Genomic DNA, 19,738 nt, shown 5'->3' on the forward strand with positions numbered 1-19,738 from the left:
TTATATCAATGGTTACACAGATAGGCCTTTATCAACTCAAGCATCAACTTGGCTCTGGGGGCATGGCTACGGTTTGGTATGCCGAAAATGCGCTGGGGAAAGAATTTGCGATCAAGATTCTTAAACCGGAGCTGATGCAGTATCCGCAGGCAGCCGAGCGATTTCGGAACGAAGCTAAAATTATGGTGAGCCTGCGTCATCCGAATATTCGTCAGGTGTATGATTATTATGAGGACGAAGCGACGATGGCGATCATCATGGAATACCTTCAGGGCAACGATTTATTTGAGTACGGAGCAATACATCAGTCTGTTCCGGAAAGCCAGGTTGTAACGTGGTTCGAATCAATTCTGGACGCTGTAGGCTACGTGCATCAAAAGAATTATTTTCACCGTGATATTAAGCCCTCTAACCTTTTCTTATCCGACGATGGGCAGGTGAAAGTTATGGATTTTGGTATCGCCAAACTGGTAGACTCTGACCTGAACCTGACGGTAACATCCACTGCTATAGGCTCTCCACAGTATATGAGCCCTGAACAGATTATGACGCCCAAGCAAGTTGATTACCGAACCGACATTTATTCGCTGGGCGTAACGTTATATGCTTTACTATCAGGGCATAAGCCGTATGATGATTCGGCGGGTTCGGTATTTACGATCCATAGAGAAATCATTCAGACGGCATTGCCTCGGCTTAGAGGGGTTTCGGACAAGGTGAATAATGTGATTCAAAAGGCAACCCAGAAAGCGCCAGCCGACCGCTTTCAGACTTGTCTGGAATTCAAAAACATGCTGACAATGCCCGAGGCACCAACTCAGGTGTATAGAGCGCCAGCCGAGTGGCATTCGTCGGAAAACCGTTCGTTCGGATCAATGGGAACTGCTGGCCCCAATCCCGCAGTTGTTCCGCCACCGGTGTATGGTCAGCTACCGCCAATTCCCGTTTACGGATCCACAACCTTCTCAACCCATTCGCAGGTTCACCCTATTATTATGCCTTCGGGTGGGCAGTCGAGCAATACTTATTCAAATCCGATCACTACAGGGCAGGAGCCTGCTGCTCAACGGCCCAGCAACTGGATAGGCGGAGCCATTTTTGTTATCCTGTTTTGTTTCTGGCCTTTTGGTATTGCTTCCCTCATTTATGGAATCCGTGTCAATCCTGCTTTTGATCGGGGTGATGTAGCGAGTGCACTGGCTAGTTCATCCAGGGCTAAAAACTGCTTTTGGATTGGGCTATTTCTGGCACCGATTAGCTGGTTTTATGATGTTGGCCTGGTATCCAGACTGCTATACGATTTAATTTGACCTGTTGGGCTGCAATTGACCTATACCCTCTGAGACACAAACTGCCTTTGGTAACTCTTTTATTTCGACCTTTCTTAACCAATGACTTCCGATCCACTCAAACAGTCCGCATTACGTGTAATCCGTATTGGCAAAAACCCAGATAATGATTTGGTGCTCGAAAAACCAGGAGTTAGCCGTTATCATGCCAGACTTTCACTGTATACCGATTTCCTGGGGTTAATTGAAGACCTTGACTCAACGTACGGGACTCAGGTCGATAGCCATCGGATTGTTCTAAAGCTGGTTACGCCCACCAGTAAAGTAATGCTGGGGCCAATTACTCCACTGGATATAAAATCATTGTTCGACGATGTAAAGCCAAAACCTAAACCGGGTTCGACTCCACCACCCATACCACAGCAATTTTACAATCAGGGGGGAGCGGCCAAAGGGGTGTCATATGCTGAGCCATTTAAACGGATTGAGTTTCACTACGACAATTATCTGAAGGCGAAAAAAGACATTCAGGTTGATAAGACAAAAACGTGGGCGCGTGTTGCACTCATGTTTGTTCCTCTTTATGGAATGCAGCTAGCGGCTCTGGCCGATGCGTATATGTTTAATCCGACGGAGAAACTGCATATACTCGACGAAGCCTTTAAGCGCGACTACGTTTGCCCGAATCCCGACTGTCAGCATTTTTTGGGGTATACTCCTTATAAAGACTTGCTTTTTCAGAAGCAGTGCCGTTTCTGCAAATGCAACTGGGTAGATAATTGAAATTTTTTTTGCAACGGGCACTGACATTCCGGTTTCATGCCGGATATATAAGCAGACCACTCGCTAAACGTAGTCAAAACACATAAACAGCCAAAACTTTCTTTGACCATGCAATCTCACTCAGAATCTTTCGATCAGCCTACCCAGGGAGGTAAACCCGTCGGCAAAAAATTAACACCAAGACAAAAAGCCAGCATTTTTGCTGGTCTGGGCGGTGCTGCTACACTCGGCACCATTGGCACGGCTCTGGCCTGGGGAATGAGCCAGGATGGTTCTGTGAATGATAAACATCCTGAATCTGCACCAGATTCCGATTCATCAACTACTCCCGCTGAATCCAAAACCAATCCGGTAGGTGAAGAAACCAAGCCCGAAAAACCTGATCACAAACCAGCCCCAGAAGAACATCCCGTAGCAACAACTGTTCCGGCTAACGAAAAGACGCATCAGGATAAACCAGTTGGGGAAAAACCTACCAATACGCATCCTGAGTCACTGACCAAAACCGAGGGAGTTCCTGCTACCACTCACCCTGAGTCGCACACGACAACCGAAGAGAACCCAACCAATAGTCACCCTGATTCACATACCTCAACAGAAGCGAAGGAGGTGGTGGATACAACGATCCATGAACCAACCCTGGCTACACATGTTGACGATAGCATGACCCAGGAAGATGCCTTTAAGGCGGCTCGGGAAGAAGTTGGGGCTGGCGGCTTTTTTGAATGGCATGGCGAATTATACAATACGTTCTACAAAGAAGAATGGGATCGCATGTCGCCCGAGGAACGTCAGGCTTATATTGACAAAATATACGGTGACGACGAACAGAGTACCAGCCGGGATTACAATGCCCACAACGATTCGACCACGCATGAACCTACTACATCAAGTAACGAAACAAACGACAAACCTGATATCAAGGTAGGCCAATATGAAGGCCATACGATCGGCCTGGGAGATACTGACCACGACGGAGATGCCGAAATTATTATCATCGACAATGGCACAGTGGGCGCTGTAGATACCGACAATGATGGGATAATGGATACACGGGTGGAGCTGAATGCCGAAACCCATCAGGTAGAGTCCAGTAGTCCATTATCATCGCCTTTCGCAGCTCCTTCAATGAATGCGCTGGACGGTCCTACATCGACGGATAATGATCAGACTCATCAAACAAATAATGCCGACGCTAGCGATGAGCCAGAAGTAGTGCTGGCTACTGTTGATGAGCACGAAGTGTTGTTAAGCGATGTTGATCAGGATGGGTATGTCGATGTTATGCTTGCCGACAATGGCGTCATGTTTGTCGATACAGATGGAGACCACCAGTTCGACGTGGGCGTTCTATATGATCCAAATACGGGAAATGTAGAGCAGGTAGGCTACCTGGATCATGCTGTTGACGTTCCCCACTTGGATCATACAGACAACAACATGGCGGATACACAGGATTACGACAATAACTCCGACATGAGTGAATGGGCCGCTTAAATACAGCGTAACCCTTTGACGGTCCAACCCTTATTTCACCTTGCTCGCTCATGAATGTTCAAGAACTGACCATTGTCTGTATAAATACCAATTGTCGACGTCGGCTCACTGTTCGCGTAAAACTGCCGACGAAAGCCACAACCGTAAAATGCCCAAATTGTGGTCAGGTAAATCCATTGCCTACATTTGCCACGCCCCCTCCCATACCTGGTAGTCCCATTCCACCCCCCAACCCATCGTATGTTCGAAAGAGACCTGATGGTGTTTTCGAGGGTGGCTATCAGGCAAATCCGGGGCAACCTGCCGATGAAAGTACCTTGCTAAAGCATCAGCAGGATGATGAAACCCTCCTTCGTGATGCGAATGGGCCGAAACCCCCATTGCCAGAGATATTAGGCTGGCTGATTGTGCATGACGAGAAAACAAAAACGCAGAATTTTAATCTTAAAAAAGGATTCAACTCGGTAGGGCGTTTATCGCAGCAATCTCCTTCTGATCTGATGATTGAAACAGATGATCGATACATGAGCCGACCACACTGTACGATTGAAGTGAAAATCAGTAAAATGGGGATGGTAGAATATGTGCTTCAGGATGGGGCCGTTCAGCCAAACGGTTCCTGGAAAAACAGCCGGAATGGTACCTTCCTGAATGGGCAGGAGCCCGCTTTGCATCCTTCGGAACGCATTTATCTGAAAGACGGTGATACCATCCAGCTCGGCGAAACCAAGGTTGTCCTTAAAACTTTCCAGATGTCTGAGTCGCTGCAAAAGGCCTATCGGCAGGTTGAAGGGACCGATTACACCCGAACTATTCTATCCTTTACCTGAGTCGTCGGCTATTCTTAGAACCCCTATTTTCATGGAACTGACTATTTATCAACCTTTAGGATACTCTCAGCAGGGAGGACGTGCGAATAACGAGGACAATATCTTCCCGGCAGCCGGAAAGGCTACTCCAGATCAGAAATGGTTCATGGTTTGCGATGGTGTAGGGGGCATGTCATGGGGCGAAATTGCGAGTGCCGTGGCCGTTGAAGGCTTCAATGATTATTTCCTGAATCACCCGCAAACCATTGCTACACCTGCTTACATTGGGCAGGCTTTGGCGGATGTGCAAACAAAGTTTGACAATCAACTCACTAGCCGACCGGAGGCAAAAGGTATGGCCACAACCTTCACCTTACTTTATTTGCATCAGGCTGGGGTAACTGTAGCTCACATCGGTGACAGCCGGGTTTATCACCTGCGCGATGGGAAAATTATCTGGCGTACACAAGATCATTCGTTTGTCAACGAATTGCTCAAAGCAGGCGTTATTACGCCACAGGAGGCTAAAACGCATCCCAAACGTAATGTAATTGACAGGGCTATTCAGGGCAGTGAACGGCCTGTTTTGCCTGATGTACAGATTCTGAATGATGTACGGTCTGGCGACTATTTTTTTCTCTGTACAGATGGCGTACTTGAGCAGGTTACCGATGCCTTTCTGGAGTCGGTCCTGAGTGAATCGATTTCCAATGAGCAGAAACAGCAAAAATTAATAGCACAGTCAATCGGGCAAACGAAAGATAATTTTTCTGCTTATCTGATTCAAATTGAGACAGTTCAGGGTGAGGTTTCCTCCGAGTATCGGGTTCCTTCGCCAGCACTTTATGTGCCTGATTACAATGATACCTCCGATGACGAAGATGTAGCGGTCATTAGTATGTCGGCGAGTCCAAGTCCGCGTACAGCGCCACCCGTTCGACCACCTATGCCAGTGCTTCCGACATCCAAACCAGACAATTCTCCCCCACCAGCTTTTTCAGCGCCTAAACCTGCCAATTCACAGCCTACTCCTTCGTCTAAAATGGCGGTCTGGCAATCGTTGCTGTATGCCTTGGTCGTAACGGGCTTGCTGGCGGCTGCATGGCTGTTGTTTGGTCCGGATAAGGATGCGGCAGTACCCAGCAGCGATGCCAAGTCTCCGAATAAACATTCCAGAAAAAACAACGAAGGCATTAGTCCTGGTAATTCAGGTACTGGTGACACAAAAGAGGCTATTGATAAGGTAGATGATGCCCTCAACAAAACCCAGGATTTGGCCGAAGCAATGGATAATAACCGAAAACCATCCGCTGATGAGCCAATAAAATTAGTGGCTGACAAGCTCTTTAAGAAGAAGGTCGACGACGGCTGGGTTCTGGTTGACGAAAATAATAATACGATTAATCATAATGTTTATCAAAATATAAAAAAACCTGGCAAAGACTCTGGCATTATGGCCGTACAGGCCAGTGGTACCAACAAATGGGGGTACATCGACTCAGAAGGCAAAGAAATCATTGATTGCCGCTTTGATCAGGCAGAGGATTTTAAAGGGGACAAAGCCAAAGTGCGCGAAGGGAAAGATACCTACGACATTGATAAAACGGGTAAACGGTTGAACTCGTCTCAGGCTGGCCCCTCGTCTGCTAAACCATCTAAACAAACAGGAGCACAGCCATCCGATCATCAATAGTCCTATGTTTAAGCAATCTGTTCTCCTGATTTTTCTGCTCGCAGGAGTTGCGTTTAGTGCCTTGGCACAGCAAACCTACGCAGTTGTTGTAGGGGTCGCTGATTACCAGAATTTAAGCAATAACCAGGGCGATCTACGGTATGCCGATGATGATGCCCAGCTAGTGACACGGTTTCTGAAAAGCCCACAGGGGGGCAGTGTGTCCAGTGATCATATTGTTACCTTAACCAATAGCCAGGCCACCCACGCCAATATTTTAGAAGCCCTTCGCATTTTTGAACGAGCTCGCCCATCCGATCGCGTCATTTTTCACTTTTCGGGCCATGGTGATGGGGGTGTTTTTTATCCATACGATGCCCCTAAGGAGCAATTACTTCATCAGGAATTGAAAGCCGCCTTCCGACGGTCTGCGGCCAAAACAAAAATCGTATGGGCAGATGCGTGCCTGTCGGGTAGCCTGAAAAGGCGAAATCCTCAGCCACAGTCTAGCCAGTCCTATACTCATTTTAATGATCCCAAACTGAATATCGTGGTTATGACCTCATCGCGGTATAATCAGAATTCTGCCGAAACCTCTCGATTGCGCCAGGGCGTTTTTACATACTTTTTGATAAAAGGCGCTCAGGGAGAAGCCGATGTTGATCAAGACAGGATTGTTACTGTGCAGGAACACTATGAGTATGTTCGGAAGCAGGTGGCGGCTCTTACCCGCAATCGGCAGATTCCCACCATTTATGGACATTTCTCGAATACAATGCCTATAATAAAATTGTAACTGTATGTAAAGAAGGTTTTATATGTCTTTAATGGATTGTTAATGTGTTGAGTGAAATGTTGTTGAGTGTTGCTAATGGATGTATTTAGAGTTGATAATGTTCGAAAATGCTGTGTATATTGAACAGCTTTTAATTCCACAATCCATTAGTAAAATTAGACTATGCTCCTTCCTCACAATCCGTGTAGACACTATTCTACCGATGAGTTGCTGTATAATGGTCTGAAGCAAAATGACGACCGCGCTTACGCTTGTTTATACGCACAAACATTTCGTTCGTTTGCCCATTACGTTCAAAGTACACAAGGAACACTTGAGCATGCACAGGATGCTTTTCAACAGGGTATGGCCGAGTTTTATGTAGCTATTCAGACTGAAAAGTATAAGCTTTCTCCGAAAGCCCGCCTGAAAAACGTTCTTTTTGAGTTCTGTAAGCGAAAGTGGATCAATGAATTACAAAGTGCAAGACACCGGAAGACGCAGGTTTTGGAGTCTTACATGGACCAGGAAGAAGAAAACATACTGGACGAATTAATGACCTTAGCCAGTAACGTTGAAAAAGTGACGTTACTGCTGAATCAATTAGGCAAAGGGTGTCAGGACGTGATCCGTTTGTTTTACATAGAAGAAAGATCACTGGCAGAAATTGCCGAAACGTTAGAGTATACCCCCAAAACGGCTCGGACAAAGCGCTACGAGTGTACCGAGCAGTTAAAAAAATTATTCTGGAAACATAACCAATAAAATTAAAGACGACACTGCCTGTTGTTAGAAAGCGTATTAACAAGCCATGACCGAATCAGAATTTGAACGTATTGATGATTTCCTGGCCGGAAAGTTTACGACTGCTGAACAGCAGCGTATGATAGAGGATATGACGCAGGATGATCAATTGAGGCAGGCTGTTGAGCAACATCGGGCTGTTCGTGAAAGCTTGCAGGTGCTTGCCGCCAAAAAACGCTTTGAAGCCATGCATCTGCAATTGGACCGGATGGGTTTGCTTGCCGAGTCGGAGGATGAAGAGGAACCTGAAGTTAGTCTGGAAGACGATGCTACTCCCGATCTGGAAGTTATTCGGTCTGAGCCTCAGGAGCCGGTTATTCGACGAGATGTTCCTGTCGTTCCCATTCGGCGGAACTATTTCTGGCAATACGCGGCAGCCTCTGTCTTTATCGGCGTTCTTCTGGGAACTTTATTTATCGTTCAATATCGGAGCAAAGAGAGCGACCAATCGGAAGTTACATTTCGGCAATATTTTCGGCCTGATAGTACCGATAATACACTACAACTTCCGCCCGAAGTGAGCGAGAATGAGAAGGAATTATCAAAAGCGATCGACGAGTACAGGCATAATCGGCTGAAACTGTCAGAGGAAAAATTTAGAAATCTTAAACCTACTTCCAAAGGAACAGCCTATTACTATCAAGCCTACTATATTGGTCTTATTGCTCTGGAGCATAATCAAACGGCTAAAGCAATCGACCAATTAGAGAAGTCCCGACAAGCTCCGATCATCGAATTACAGCAACGATCGGAATGGTATTTAGGGCTGGCCTATTTGAAAGCGCATCGATCAGATGATGCCAGAAAACTTTTTACTCAAATTGCTAATACTCCAGGCCACACTTACCAACAGAAGGCCAGCAATTTACTAAATCAGTATTACTAAGTTTTGCAATGATTTATACACTCCATTTCTATTTGCATCATGAAAAAAAGTATTCTGATTGCTACTGTAGTACTGTTCCCCCTGCTAGGCTTTGGCCAGATACAGGGAGTATATGAAATTCGCTTTACGTCAGGTACAACTCAGCATCGAGCCGCACTGATTATTTTTTCGGATGGAACGGGTAAAATACGTGTACGCTATTTTAGCGAAGGGCGGACAAAAATGGTTGAACAATATGTTCGAACCGAAAATACGCGATATGGTCTTCGATTGGCTTGTTATAATCCGGTTTATCCAGGTACATCAACTCGGTTTCCAAATTATATCACCGATAATTTTTACTTATCACAGGACGAATATGGGAACGTATCGGTTCTAAATGTTGATGATAGTGGGGGTACTTCGCGAGCCTGGGTACGAGTTTTTCAGTCTACTTATGATCGCAATCAATTCCTCACCGATTTCAACTGGCATATATGATTTGTCTTCATTTACGAAGCTCCATCAATTAAAATACCACACACATGAAATGGAATTTATTTTCCCGGATTCTATTTGCATTCGGCATTTGTTTGCTGCTGCAGAATTGTTCAAGAAAATCAGAAGAAAGTTCTGAGTCGCACCATTTTTCGGAGCCTTATAAGCCATCCGAGCCAGACCAGTCTACAATCCCTGAACCAGAGCAAAATATGCCCAATTCGGCGCCGTCAGCGCCTGAGCAGAATTATTCCGACAATACTGAAACTGGAACTGTACAGATTTTTGATATTCGTTTTGTGGTCGAGGTTACCCAATATAAAGCCGCTTTATGGCTAAAAAATGGGGAAGGCTTAATGCGAGTTCGCTATTATAAAGAAGGGGTTGGGCCTGTAATGGTTCAGCAGAAGATGAGGGTAGAAAACACAGATCGCGGTATACGATTAACAGGGTATAGCCCGGTTAATCCCGAAACTGGAGAGACTGCAAATTATATACCTGATAATTTTTATATATCCCGCAATGAAAATGGCGAATGGTCGGTAACTAATATTGACGATCAGGGTGTAACTGCCGAAGCTTTCATCTCAGTCATAGAGGGTATAGACGAGCAAAATCGATTCTTAAGCAATTTTAATTGGGAAATTAATTAGGTATCCATTTCAGAAAATTGCAATATAATAAAGCCCAGTTGGATTTTAGTGTTTTCAATACTTATATAGTAAAAAAGTGTAATATGAATTTTCATTATTCCCAATACTCCAGTAAAATACTTGCTTACGGGAGGTATGGTGTCGTTGTGGCATTAAACGAAAAGGAAGTAGCAAAGATAGCTTATACCAACTCAAGGTCTTCGCTTGAATTAGAAGCAAATAATATGAAGTTTGCGAATGAAATAAATGATTTAGTCGTAAAATTTGTCGATTTAAGGCAGGATGAAGCTGAAACAAATTTGCTGGTAATGGAAAGGCTATATCCTTTGCAGCATTGGGGGGTAGAAATTGAAACAAGGCAAAAATTTACTGAAGAATTTAAACAAAAATTAACAGAGCTTCACAGTGCAGGATTTGTATTTAATGACTTTAACAGAACAGTTGTAAAATCTTCACGCGGTCAAATCATTGCGAACAATGTTATTTTAACTTCTGATGGTATTCGTTTAGTAGATACGGGATTGTCGATGCTGAAAGATGATATTGGGAGCGCATGCTTCAAAGAGGCTGTTTCAAATGAGCTGGGTGAGATGGAGTCCGTTTGTAAATACTTTTTACAAGGGTTTTATTACGAAGATTTAACCTGAAATAGGTTGTAAATGGCAGTTGGGGGGAGATGAAGGCTTCGGACGAGGGTGCCGGATTTTTTTTCATATTGAGCACTGACATGTTGCCCAATAGTCGGATATAGTTAATGAAACCGTCATCTTAAATTCGACTATCATGAAGTACTTACTAACGCTCACAATCATCTGCCTGCTCGTCCTGCAAACTTCGCCTACCGATGCCAAATCGCACCGCATCAACGAGTATCATCTTCTTACCGGACCGTTATTTCAGGCTGGACGCGTTGGAGTTTTTGAGCTCTCTTTCAAATCGAACGGAATGCGCCACCATGGTCTTATGCTGCTTCGAAATGGTGTAGGTGTAGTTCGCATTCAATTTTACAGCGTTCGGAATCAGCGTCAGGAAACTGTAGAAGAGCTGATCGAATGCGAAACGACAACAACTGGAGCGCTGATGCTGGCTTGTTATAAGCCTGTTTATGCAGGATCGACTGTACGGCACGCAACCTACGCACCTGATAATTTCATTCTGTGGAAAGAGAATGGTCGATATCGATTGACTAATGTAGATGATAGCAATCAGGTTGCTGAAATGTATTTCCGGGCTGTGGAGAGTGAAAGTGAACAAAGACAATTACTCCGTCAATTTGGCTGGTAAACAGCTTGGCTGATGAATTAAAAAGTCAGCCAAGCTGTACAATTTCCTTATGTATTCATTTTTATACCGCTTAATTTCTTCAATACGTTAACACGCTGATCAACCTTATGAACAATTTATTTTATTCCGTAAATGGCCAGCCTGGCATAGGACCAGTCACATTGCAACAGTTTCGCGAGTTGAATCTTCCACCTGATACCCTGGTTTGGTTTGAGGGGCAGTCGGATTGGAAAAAGGCAAGCGACATTCCAGAACTGGCTCCTCAACAGCCATCAATCCCGTCTATCCCACCCACTTTGCTGAGTAGCCTACCGCCTAACAACCCAGCAGCTCATGGAACTCAGCCTCACCTTCCAGGTTACTCACCCGCATCGCCTTCACCCAATCGAAAAACAATACTCTATATTGTTGGAGGAGTTGTCGCCTTGTTTCTTTTATTTAAGCTGTTTGGCTCAAGTAAAGATAAAAATCGGGAACCGTATGTGCAGACGTACGCCAGCAATTTTGCGGCAAAATTAATGCAGGCGACGTATCCGGTAACGGGCAAGAATCCTACCTATGACGTTGTCGATTGGGACTATAGCGGAGGAGTTTACGAAATAGAAGTGAAGACCAACTGGCAGGGAAGCTGCACCATCTTCGATAGTCCTTGCGACGTGGGGTATACCGTGTTGCTGCACGTTACTGAGAATGGTAAATTTCAGGACTACAAGATTACGCAACGTAATGGTTGTGCCACTCAGCATCAGATTTGTGATGTAGCGCTTGGCGCCGTTCTGAATGCGTTGGATAATACAGACTTAAACTAGCTCTTTCTTAATTTGCAAAGTGCCTTATCGGTCTGTATATTACCCATCTATTCTCATTATTTTGTCGATAACAAACCTTTCCTCCAATTTTAAACTGATGCGACGCTTTGGTTTTTTGCTGGCGGTGCTTCCGCTGTTAGCCTTATTACAATCCTGTTCAAGTTTGTCAACGATGGTATCTGGTGTTGGCACCCAAACAGTACTTAATCCAGACGGTTCCGCTACGGTCCGAATAGCTGTGCAGATGGAGGGATATAGTTCCTCCGTGGCCAGCTACATCTCGAATGCTATGACTGAGCAGGGCTTCACAATAATCGATAGCGATAACGACAATATATTGCTTAGCGAAAAAACATTGTCGCCAGGCGATCGGCTTTTTAGGAAAGATGAGGTTCCATTTATTGAACGAACCAATCTCTTTTTCTACGAAAATATTCGAATCAATTATCTTTTAGATTTGGAACGGTTGGCTGGCCGAGACATCAGCACCTATTTTAAGATAAAGGGTTATTGTAAAATTGTACCCCCCGAAGGATTCTTCATCACAGGTTTAAATGGCGAGAAAGTAAAGGATAAAGAGGAGGGTAAGAACGGAAAAGACCGAACAATCTGTGCCTGGGATTTCAACCTGACGAATGATTATGCCCAGCCAATTCAGGTAACATTTCAGTACGTCAATAAGTGGGCTATTAGCATTGTTTTCTTACTGGGCGCTTTTTGGTTTTTTCGTAGCCGAAACCAAACTCGCAGAACAGGTATGCCCAATCCTCCTTCTCCTGCTCACCAGCCCATTTACTCCCAAACGATGTCTTCAGGCCAGTCTCCGTATACGGGTCCAACTCCTCCTCCAATAAATCAGCCTTGGCAGCCACAACCGCCTTTCATGGCGCCTATGTATACGGAAGAAACTCAGGTTCGTCCGGTTCATAGAGACCAATCTGAAGATACACTCGTTGGATCTACTGAGTCAGAGGAAACGCAGATTTTTTCCTCCCCAATACCGCCCAAACCACAGCTTCCTCATCAGGATGATGAAACTACTTTAGTCGGCCCTAAGTAACCGGATTATGCAGCCTCCGACGAATAATTTTCAGTCACCCTATGTATTTTACTGCCTTGCCGGGCCAGATAGTGGAAAGTCCATTGCCTTGCCGATCAATAAGCAGTTGTCGCTGGGACGGTCTCCTCAGAATGATATTGTCTTGTCTGATCCGTATGTAGTAGATTTTCAGTTGGTTATTGGCCTGGTTGGTAACCAGCTTAGTTTTAGTACGTATGAGGGGAATTATGTATATATGGGTTCGCAATTGACCCCGAGTGGTTTACTTTATACCGAAGGGAGCAGCGATTTGCAGATCGGTCAGTCATTATGGCGTTTTAGCCGTCAGGCCGTACCCGTTCAGCCGCTATCCCAGTTGGGGAGAATGAAAGAGTGGCTGGGGCTTCAGCATTTAGAGAGCGATTTTAAGCTAAGTGCCATTTTTTCGGCTGTATGGGAGAAGCGGAGCGATGAAGATATCGAGACGGCTTTTACGGTTGGGTCGATACAGACAACACCTCCTGTTCAAACGCTGTCATCTACCTGGCCCAAACCATGGTTATTTGCTCGAATAGGCCTATTTGCCCTTATCGTGTTTGTAGGACTTTACATCTGCGTCTCTTCTTTCAATAACCCGATTCTTATTCCTGGGCTTCTCGTGACAGGATCACTGGCCGTTCCGATGACGTGTCTGTTGTTTTTCTGGGAGATGAATGTTCCTCAAAATATTTCAATCTATCAGACTCTTAAACTGGTGTTGTCGGGCGGGATTGCATCATTACTGATTTCGCTGCTATTATTTAGTAACACAGGTTTTCTGGCCACCACGATAGGACCACCAAGTGCAGGCATTATTGAAGAATCGGGCAAGCTGCTGGCGGTACTTCTGCTAATGCGGAATAAAATACGGTATTCATGGACGTTAAACGGCCTGCTTCTGGGTGCGGCAGTGGGTACGGGCTTTGCCGCTTTTGAATCGGCTGGTTATGCTTTTATTCAGTTGTTTGAGCAGGGTGGAAGTCCAGTTCAGAATATTTTGTTACGGGGGCTTATGGCTCCTTTTGCCCATACCATCTGGACAGCTATTGCTGTGGCTGCGGTTTGGCGATTGAAAGGGTCTCAACCTTTTAACTGGAGCTTGCTAACCAGTAAGGCATTTTTACGGCTGTTTGCAGTGCCTGTTGTTCTCCATATGCTGTGGAATATGAATATTCAACTTCCCGTGATTCCGTATATATTGGACTTTTTTCCCACTAAGTTTATTCTGTTGGGACTGATGGGCTGGACGGTGATTTTTAGCTTAATTCAGGAAGGACTTAAGCAAGTTCAGGATGCTCAGAAACGGTCGCTGCAATAAGCCTGTGGCTGCTCACATATAGGCGAATTTGCGTAATATAGGAATCACCACTTCTTTGGCCAGGCTGACTGCCTCTTTTGAATTTGTACCGGCTTCAACCCGGATACAGACAACCGTAAAGGAGCGGTCGGTCGGATGTTGGGCGAAGAATACATAAATGCCATCGTTCCGAAGGCCTTTGCCGCTGATAATTCGGTTGGGGGTACCCGTTTTGCCGTACAAAACGAGTCCAGTTTCCTTGCTCAACGCTTTGGTGTTGGTTTGTAAAGCCATGTAGCGTTGAACGGTGGCTGCATAGTCAGGTTGGGTGAGTTTAAGCGTTGAAATCTTTGCTGAATCTTTCCCACTTACCGAAAGCAGAAAACGTGAGGGTGCTAGCCGACCGCCATTGGCGATAGTTGCCCCCAGGCGGGCAAGGCCCAGTGGTGTGGCGTCAAGAACACCCTGACCCCAGGCCACTTTCGACAGTTCGCCACTAAACCGTACTGCACTAGGCCCATTGCCAGAAAAATTACGGCGGCCTTTTTCCAGGATCTGATTCATTGCCTGGATCATTTCTTGCTCAACAGGGGGCGATACAGGGTCGGTTGTGAGTAGGTTAGCGCCAACAATCTTTAATCGTTTGTCGACGGTAGTGCCAAGCCGGAACCCTAAGGGGTAGTATAAGTTTACTAATTCCTGTTTAAGGTTTTTGTCATTTGCCAGTTTGATAAAATAAACGTTACTGGATTTCACAATAGCTTCTTCCATAGTTACGTGCAAACCGAGGGGCTCAGTTGGATTTCCTTTTTTATCCCGGCGAATAGCTTCGTCCTGTTTCACAGCATAAGTTACCGTATCAGCCGCGCTACCGAGCTTGTTGAACCCAGCGAGTGCGGTGAGGATTTTAACACTGGAGCCGGGTGCTGTAGCGTAAAACATACCTAAATCCTGATCGGTTGGGCTAAGGTCATCCGGCTGTTCGCTCCTGTAGGCGTTCGTTTCGTCCAGAGATGGCTCCGCTAATGGCCACACGGCAGATGCCAGCACGTCGCCCGATGTAGACCTGGTTACGACTACTGATATACGTTTATTTTTTGACTCCGATTCAGCCAGGCCTTTCTGAAGTGCCATTTGCAAGGCAGCATCCAACGTTAACTTAAAATCCCGATTCTGGGCGGCAAATTGTTTAACCTCGTCACTGTCAATTCCTTTTATCAAGAGTGGAGCCAGTGTATGGTAATCGAACAAACGTACATCCGTCTGCTTCGAATAAGACGGCAAAAAGCGGTCGGGTCGGTAATGAGTGGCCGTAACCTGCTGATGAGAGTTGGCCTCCTCGGGCGTGGTGTTATAACCGCGAAGTTGCGTTAAATGACGTAGCTCGGCGAAGTAACCGTTGTTCTTATACCATTGGTGACGATTTTGGTCGCCTGTCCAGAAAAACGTATGCGCACCAAATGGGTAGTAGCGCCGTTGACGTCGGTACGAAAGCGCTGTTAATTGATAGGATGATAGATATTTTTCCAGTTCGGAGCGCTGTTGGGTTAATTGCTCTGGCCGTGAAGTTGCCAGGATTAATCCATTCCGGTCGTAGATAGTACCAGCCGGGATTTTCTGAGCCAACAACTCTATTCGGGGATTATAACTGACCACTCGCTCCCCTTGTCGATTGGCTACCAAAGCTGGGCGTACAACATATTCTTTAGCCTGAATAAGTTGAATCCAGGCAAGGGTACCTAATACAAATAGAAAAAAAATGCCAAATGTATTGCCTAATAGCCGCAGATAGGGCAGATATAGCTGGGTAGCTGCCGGTTGTCTTACTTTGTTGGAGAAAGCCGACATGTGAATAAGTAAGCTGAGGAACATCAGGTGCAAAAGCATGGAAATATTCCCGTAACTCATAAACGGTAGTGCCACACCCGTTAACGGCAGTAAGCCAGCCGATCCTCCAATAATCAGAACGGCTTGCAAACCTATAGCCAAAAAGATACCAACACCGAGTAAAAACTGGAAGGGACTAATCGATCGGATGGCAATCAGCAGAATGCGTTGCAGAAGCATGAAATAAATCAGGCAGAAGGCAGCCAGACCCAGCCAACCTACCTCTTCGCCAAAACTGGCCAATATCATGTCGGTATGGGCGGCTGGCAGCGTTTGAGCTTCTCCCTGTCCAAATCCCTGTCCTGTGAAGCCCCCCGAAGCAAACGTCCAGATACTGTGCGCTGTATGATCACCACCCCGAACTTCGTTGTTCCACCGATTCAGCCACATGGCCGTACGCTCAACCAGCCTATCGCCAATGCCTGGCAGGAGCTGACCAATAAAGTAAAAACCGACCACTAAAGCTATATAAGCGACAAGAACCTGAGTATTCCGACGAATCAGATAAATGAACACGATCACCACTGTACAGGCTATAATCGCGGGTCCGGTGTCGCCCATTTTCATGAAAAGTGCCAGGATAAACAATGTCAGCAGGAGGGGTTTCCAGACATACGGCAGTTGATCACGAAAACTGGATTTACTACCTCCCACTACACGAAGATCTTCGGCTGTGTAGGCGAGATAGAGGACAAGCAAAAATTTAATTAATTCGCTGGGCTGAAATTTGATTGGCCCTATTGATAGATTTACCTGCACCCCGCTTCCTTCAGGGCCACTGCCCAAAAAGGCAGTGGCTAAGGCCAGCAGAAGAGCCAGCAGGCCTACACTATTCGAAATGCGTTGACGTTTGGTTCGCTGATTGGTATATAAAAAACCGGCTATGTTCACCAGCGACAATCCACCCATTAATAACACACCCAGGCTTATGCCGAGCGGAACCGGATGTCCCCATACCATGTATCGGCTGTAAAACGTATCGAGTACGGGTTGCTGTAAGCTGGACACGGTCAGAAACGAGAAGCCAACTAACAGCAGCAGGGTTGGTAAAAGCAGCGCGTCGCCAGCAAAGCGTTGCCAAACCCACAAAAAATGAACTGCCCAAAAGCTCCCTAATAAGCTAAGACAGAGCCAAAAATAGGTTTGTGAGTACGATTTTGGGGTGCGAACGGTTAAAGCCACATCGTTTTTCAGCCGGTTGTAAAGGCTGGGACTTAACAACCGAATCTGATGCTCGTGGCCTTCAAAACGGTATTTTTCGCGCCCAAATAAAACCTTTAATCGGTCGAACAGGCCGGGCGGATAGAGCTTTTCGACACCTTTTCGCGTTCCAAACTCATAGTAGGGATGAATAGGTAGTACGCTGTAGGCCTCACCTTCGGTGAGGCCACGAAAGGAAAAGCGACCCTCTGCATTTGTCCGGGCATATCGCTCGTAGAAAAGCAGGCTATCTGCCTGACCAGCCTGACGCAATACAACCTGGTAGCCTCCTGCCTTATCTAACGATGTGCGGATAAGTCCGGTCTGCTCTTCATCGAGGCTTACATCAGGCATGTGTCGATGCAATCGTACCAGTACTCCCGCCATGGGGCGCTTAGCTGCATCGACCACCTGACCGTTCATCGATAAGCCACCTTCACCAACCTGAGCCGGTAACGAAACAGGGTGTTTCTGTTCCTGATCCAGTAAAGTAGAATCCAGACCAAGTTGCCGAAGTGATTGCGAAACCTGCCCTTTGAAGTAAGGGCCTCCTAGCGAGTCGGCAAGCCGAGCCACAATTTTAAAGGCGCTCTTATTCAGCGTACCCAGGTTTTCTAGACGGCCCACGTGCGCCAGAGAATCACAGAGGGCGCTGGCCAGCAGGTGCCGATCGCGCTGGTCTTCCAGGTAAAAGTTTTGTTTAAGAAACGATTCTACCTCCGGCACACTCAGCCCAGCTTCCATATTTAGCGCCTGGCCGGCCTGATAAGCCATATCTACCCGTTCTACATCAGCGATCAGTACATGATGCATTCGCCAAAAGCAGAATCCTAGTACGGTTGTGATGATTAGTAACCACCGAAATTCCTGAGAGCGTTTTGTCGCAAACGAATGGGTTGGTAATGGAGCCATACGGCTTAAATACAGTTATGGATAGCTTACTAGACAAAAGATTCAGTTACTTTGTAAAAAAGGGCCTTGGGTTTTTGGGATAAGTGTTCGCAGGGTGGACAGAGCCCAGCCGAAGCGTATCCATTGCCGACGGATTAACATAACGAATCGGTATAGTCGTTTTTATAAATTGCAGACTATCTGCCTGATAGGTAGATGTTGCTGTTTGTATACCAACCGAAAAGCCACTGAGCCGAAGGTTACGCAGAACAATGGGCCGTTTGCCGGACAGGAGTAGTGCGGCAGGGCCCTGAAAACTTGAGTCAGCCGTAATGGATACATCACCATCGCCAATAACCACTAATGAGTCTTTTAGCTCAATCGGGCTGGTTAGCGTAATAGTTGGTCCAAAAACGGCTTTGCTTAAGCGCACAATCCGCTGGGGCGATTGACGAACCTGGTCGATCAGACGGCGTAATTTAGCCTCTTCGGCCGAATGCCTGACAACAGACAACATCATTGGCTTACTTTTAGCCAAGGGGGCATTTACCTGGCTTACGAGTCGAACGACTACGGCTAACAGAAGCAGGCAGAGTACTGAAAGAACCCAAACGGCCCATTTCAATCGATTTTGTAGGCTTGCAGGCTCTTGAGCTGATTGGGTTGCAAACAACTCATTCGTACTGGCGAGTTGAGGCTTGTCTACAATTGGCTTAGTAGCTGCGTGACCCGGCTCTGCCATAACGGGCGAACAAGTCTGATTACGAACCAGTACAATGGTGACATTATCCCTGCCACCTGCTGCCAAGGCATTTTCTAGTAATTCATCAATCTGGCTCTCAAGCGAGCTCCGCTTACTAAGGGTTGTTTCGATGGACCGACTAGCTACCATGTCAGTTAATCCATCACTACAAAGAAGTATTACATCTCCAGGCAAAAATGTAGCTTCGCCGATTTCCGTCAGTTCATCGCCCTCTACGGGTATGGAGCTGCCGACATCGCGCGTTATTTCATTGCGCCGAGGGTGGCTCATTGCTTCGGCTTCGGTTAGTTGACCCGAATCTTCTAATAGGCCAGTAACCGAGTGATCGTGGGTAAGCTTTGTTAATTCGGTTTGATGCAGTCGATAAAGCCGCGTATCGCCAACGTGGGCAAAATAAAGCTTCTGCTCATGTACGTCCGTTACCGCTACAGTGAGTACACACCCCATTTCCTGGTATTGATCTTTCTGCTGCCTCTCTTCATAAATGCGTCGATTGGCATATTCAACGGCTTCCCGGAGCATCTGTTTCAGCTCGCCGGAAGCTTTGTTCATGACTTGCTCAAGGGCATTTCGAGCCAGTTCAGCTGCGTATTCCCCTCCGGCATATCCACCGACACCGTCGATAACTGCAAACATACTTTTGCCGGACGACTGACTCCAGAGCGGAGAAAGCATAATGAACGTATCTTGGTTCGATTGGCGTACACGGCCTGGGTGCGTTCGACCGGCAAAGAGGATCAAAGGCCGCTTTGATTCGTCAGAAAACGTGTCAATGGCTTCTTCCATATTGTTAGAGGCCATGCAGGTCAGTCAGGTTTATTCTGTAAATGAGATCGAACGAGCAGTAGAGCAACTATCAGTAAAACGACGATTAACAGGGTATC

The 19,738-nt window shown here is 46.2% G+C and carries 17 protein-coding genes; 15 read left to right on the plus strand and 2 right to left on the minus strand.

Annotated elements, in window-relative coordinates; all coding sequences use genetic code 11:
- Positions 1-8: 8 nt before the first annotated feature.
- From B5M13_RS04465 to B5M13_RS04535, 15 genes are all read left to right on the plus strand, one after another.
- Positions 9-1,310, plus strand: coding sequence for a protein kinase domain-containing protein (locus B5M13_RS04465; RefSeq protein WP_080054489.1), 1,302 nt, complete (start codon positions 9-11; stop codon positions 1,308-1,310).
- Between the two features lie 81 nt (positions 1,311-1,391).
- Positions 1,392-2,072, plus strand: coding sequence for an FHA domain-containing protein (locus tag B5M13_RS04470; protein WP_080054490.1), 681 nt, complete (start codon positions 1,392-1,394; stop codon positions 2,070-2,072).
- Positions 2,073-2,180: 108 nt separating this feature from the next.
- Complete coding sequence (locus tag B5M13_RS04475; RefSeq protein ID WP_080054491.1) at positions 2,181-3,569, plus strand: hypothetical protein; 1,389 nt, start codon at positions 2,181-2,183, stop codon at positions 3,567-3,569.
- A 50-nt stretch (positions 3,570-3,619) separates the two neighbouring features.
- Positions 3,620-4,399 (plus strand): FHA domain-containing protein, encoded by a 780-nt coding sequence (locus tag B5M13_RS33970; protein WP_245859769.1) that lies wholly within the window; start codon positions 3,620-3,622, stop codon positions 4,397-4,399.
- A gap of 31 nt (positions 4,400-4,430) precedes the next feature.
- Positions 4,431-6,071, plus strand: coding sequence for a protein phosphatase 2C domain-containing protein (locus B5M13_RS04485; protein WP_080054492.1), 1,641 nt, complete (start codon positions 4,431-4,433; stop codon positions 6,069-6,071).
- 4 nt (positions 6,072-6,075) lie between these two features.
- Positions 6,076-6,846: a caspase family protein gene (locus B5M13_RS04490; protein WP_080054493.1), complete on the plus strand. Its 771-nt coding sequence runs from the start codon at positions 6,076-6,078 to the stop codon at positions 6,844-6,846.
- Between the two features lie 162 nt (positions 6,847-7,008).
- Positions 7,009-7,590, plus strand: coding sequence for an RNA polymerase sigma factor (locus tag B5M13_RS04495; RefSeq protein WP_080054494.1), 582 nt, complete (start codon positions 7,009-7,011; stop codon positions 7,588-7,590).
- Positions 7,591-7,636: 46 nt separating this feature from the next.
- Positions 7,637-8,515: a tetratricopeptide repeat protein gene (locus B5M13_RS04500; protein ID WP_080054495.1), complete on the plus strand. Its 879-nt coding sequence runs from the start codon at positions 7,637-7,639 to the stop codon at positions 8,513-8,515.
- A gap of 39 nt (positions 8,516-8,554) precedes the next feature.
- Entirely contained in the window at positions 8,555-8,995 is a 441-nt protein-coding gene (locus B5M13_RS04505; RefSeq protein WP_080054496.1) for a hypothetical protein, read from the plus strand.
- Positions 8,996-9,039: 44 nt separating this feature from the next.
- A complete protein-coding gene (locus B5M13_RS04510) occupies positions 9,040-9,645 on the plus strand; it encodes a hypothetical protein (protein ID WP_155297183.1) in 606 nt (201 codons plus the stop codon).
- Positions 9,646-9,728: 83 nt separating this feature from the next.
- Positions 9,729-10,292: a BUD32 family EKC/KEOPS complex subunit gene (locus B5M13_RS04515; RefSeq protein ID WP_080054498.1), complete on the plus strand. Its 564-nt coding sequence runs from the start codon at positions 9,729-9,731 to the stop codon at positions 10,290-10,292.
- A 136-nt stretch (positions 10,293-10,428) separates the two neighbouring features.
- Positions 10,429-10,929 (plus strand): hypothetical protein, encoded by a 501-nt coding sequence (locus B5M13_RS04520; protein ID WP_080054499.1) that lies wholly within the window; start codon positions 10,429-10,431, stop codon positions 10,927-10,929.
- A 107-nt stretch (positions 10,930-11,036) separates the two neighbouring features.
- Complete coding sequence (locus B5M13_RS04525; RefSeq protein ID WP_080054500.1) at positions 11,037-11,738, plus strand: DUF4339 domain-containing protein; 702 nt, start codon at positions 11,037-11,039, stop codon at positions 11,736-11,738.
- A 97-nt stretch (positions 11,739-11,835) separates the two neighbouring features.
- Positions 11,836-12,798 carry a YML083C domain-containing protein gene (locus B5M13_RS04530; protein WP_080054501.1) on the plus strand — a complete coding sequence of 321 codons (963 nt, stop codon included), beginning with the start codon at positions 11,836-11,838 and terminating at the stop codon, positions 12,796-12,798.
- A gap of 7 nt (positions 12,799-12,805) precedes the next feature.
- Complete coding sequence (locus tag B5M13_RS04535) at positions 12,806-14,134, plus strand: PrsW family glutamic-type intramembrane protease (RefSeq protein WP_080054502.1); 1,329 nt, start codon at positions 12,806-12,808, stop codon at positions 14,132-14,134.
- Between the two features lie 12 nt (positions 14,135-14,146).
- Here B5M13_RS04535 and B5M13_RS04540 read toward each other — a convergent pair whose 3' ends face one another.
- Together B5M13_RS04540 and B5M13_RS04545 are read right to left on the minus strand one after the other, a co-directional pair.
- Positions 14,147-18,112: an FtsW/RodA/SpoVE family cell cycle protein gene (locus tag B5M13_RS04540; RefSeq protein WP_080054503.1), complete on the minus strand. Its 3,966-nt coding sequence runs from the start codon at positions 18,110-18,112 to the stop codon at positions 14,147-14,149.
- Between the two features lie 46 nt (positions 18,113-18,158).
- Positions 18,159-19,655, minus strand: coding sequence for a protein phosphatase 2C domain-containing protein (locus tag B5M13_RS04545; RefSeq protein WP_080054504.1), 1,497 nt, complete (start codon positions 19,653-19,655; stop codon positions 18,159-18,161).
- Positions 19,656-19,738: the final 83 nt, after the last annotated feature.

Origin of the sequence: Spirosoma aerolatum, from assembly GCF_002056795.1 — a bacterium.
In the GTDB taxonomy this organism is placed as follows: domain Bacteria; phylum Bacteroidota; class Bacteroidia; order Cytophagales; family Spirosomataceae; genus Spirosoma; species Spirosoma aerolatum.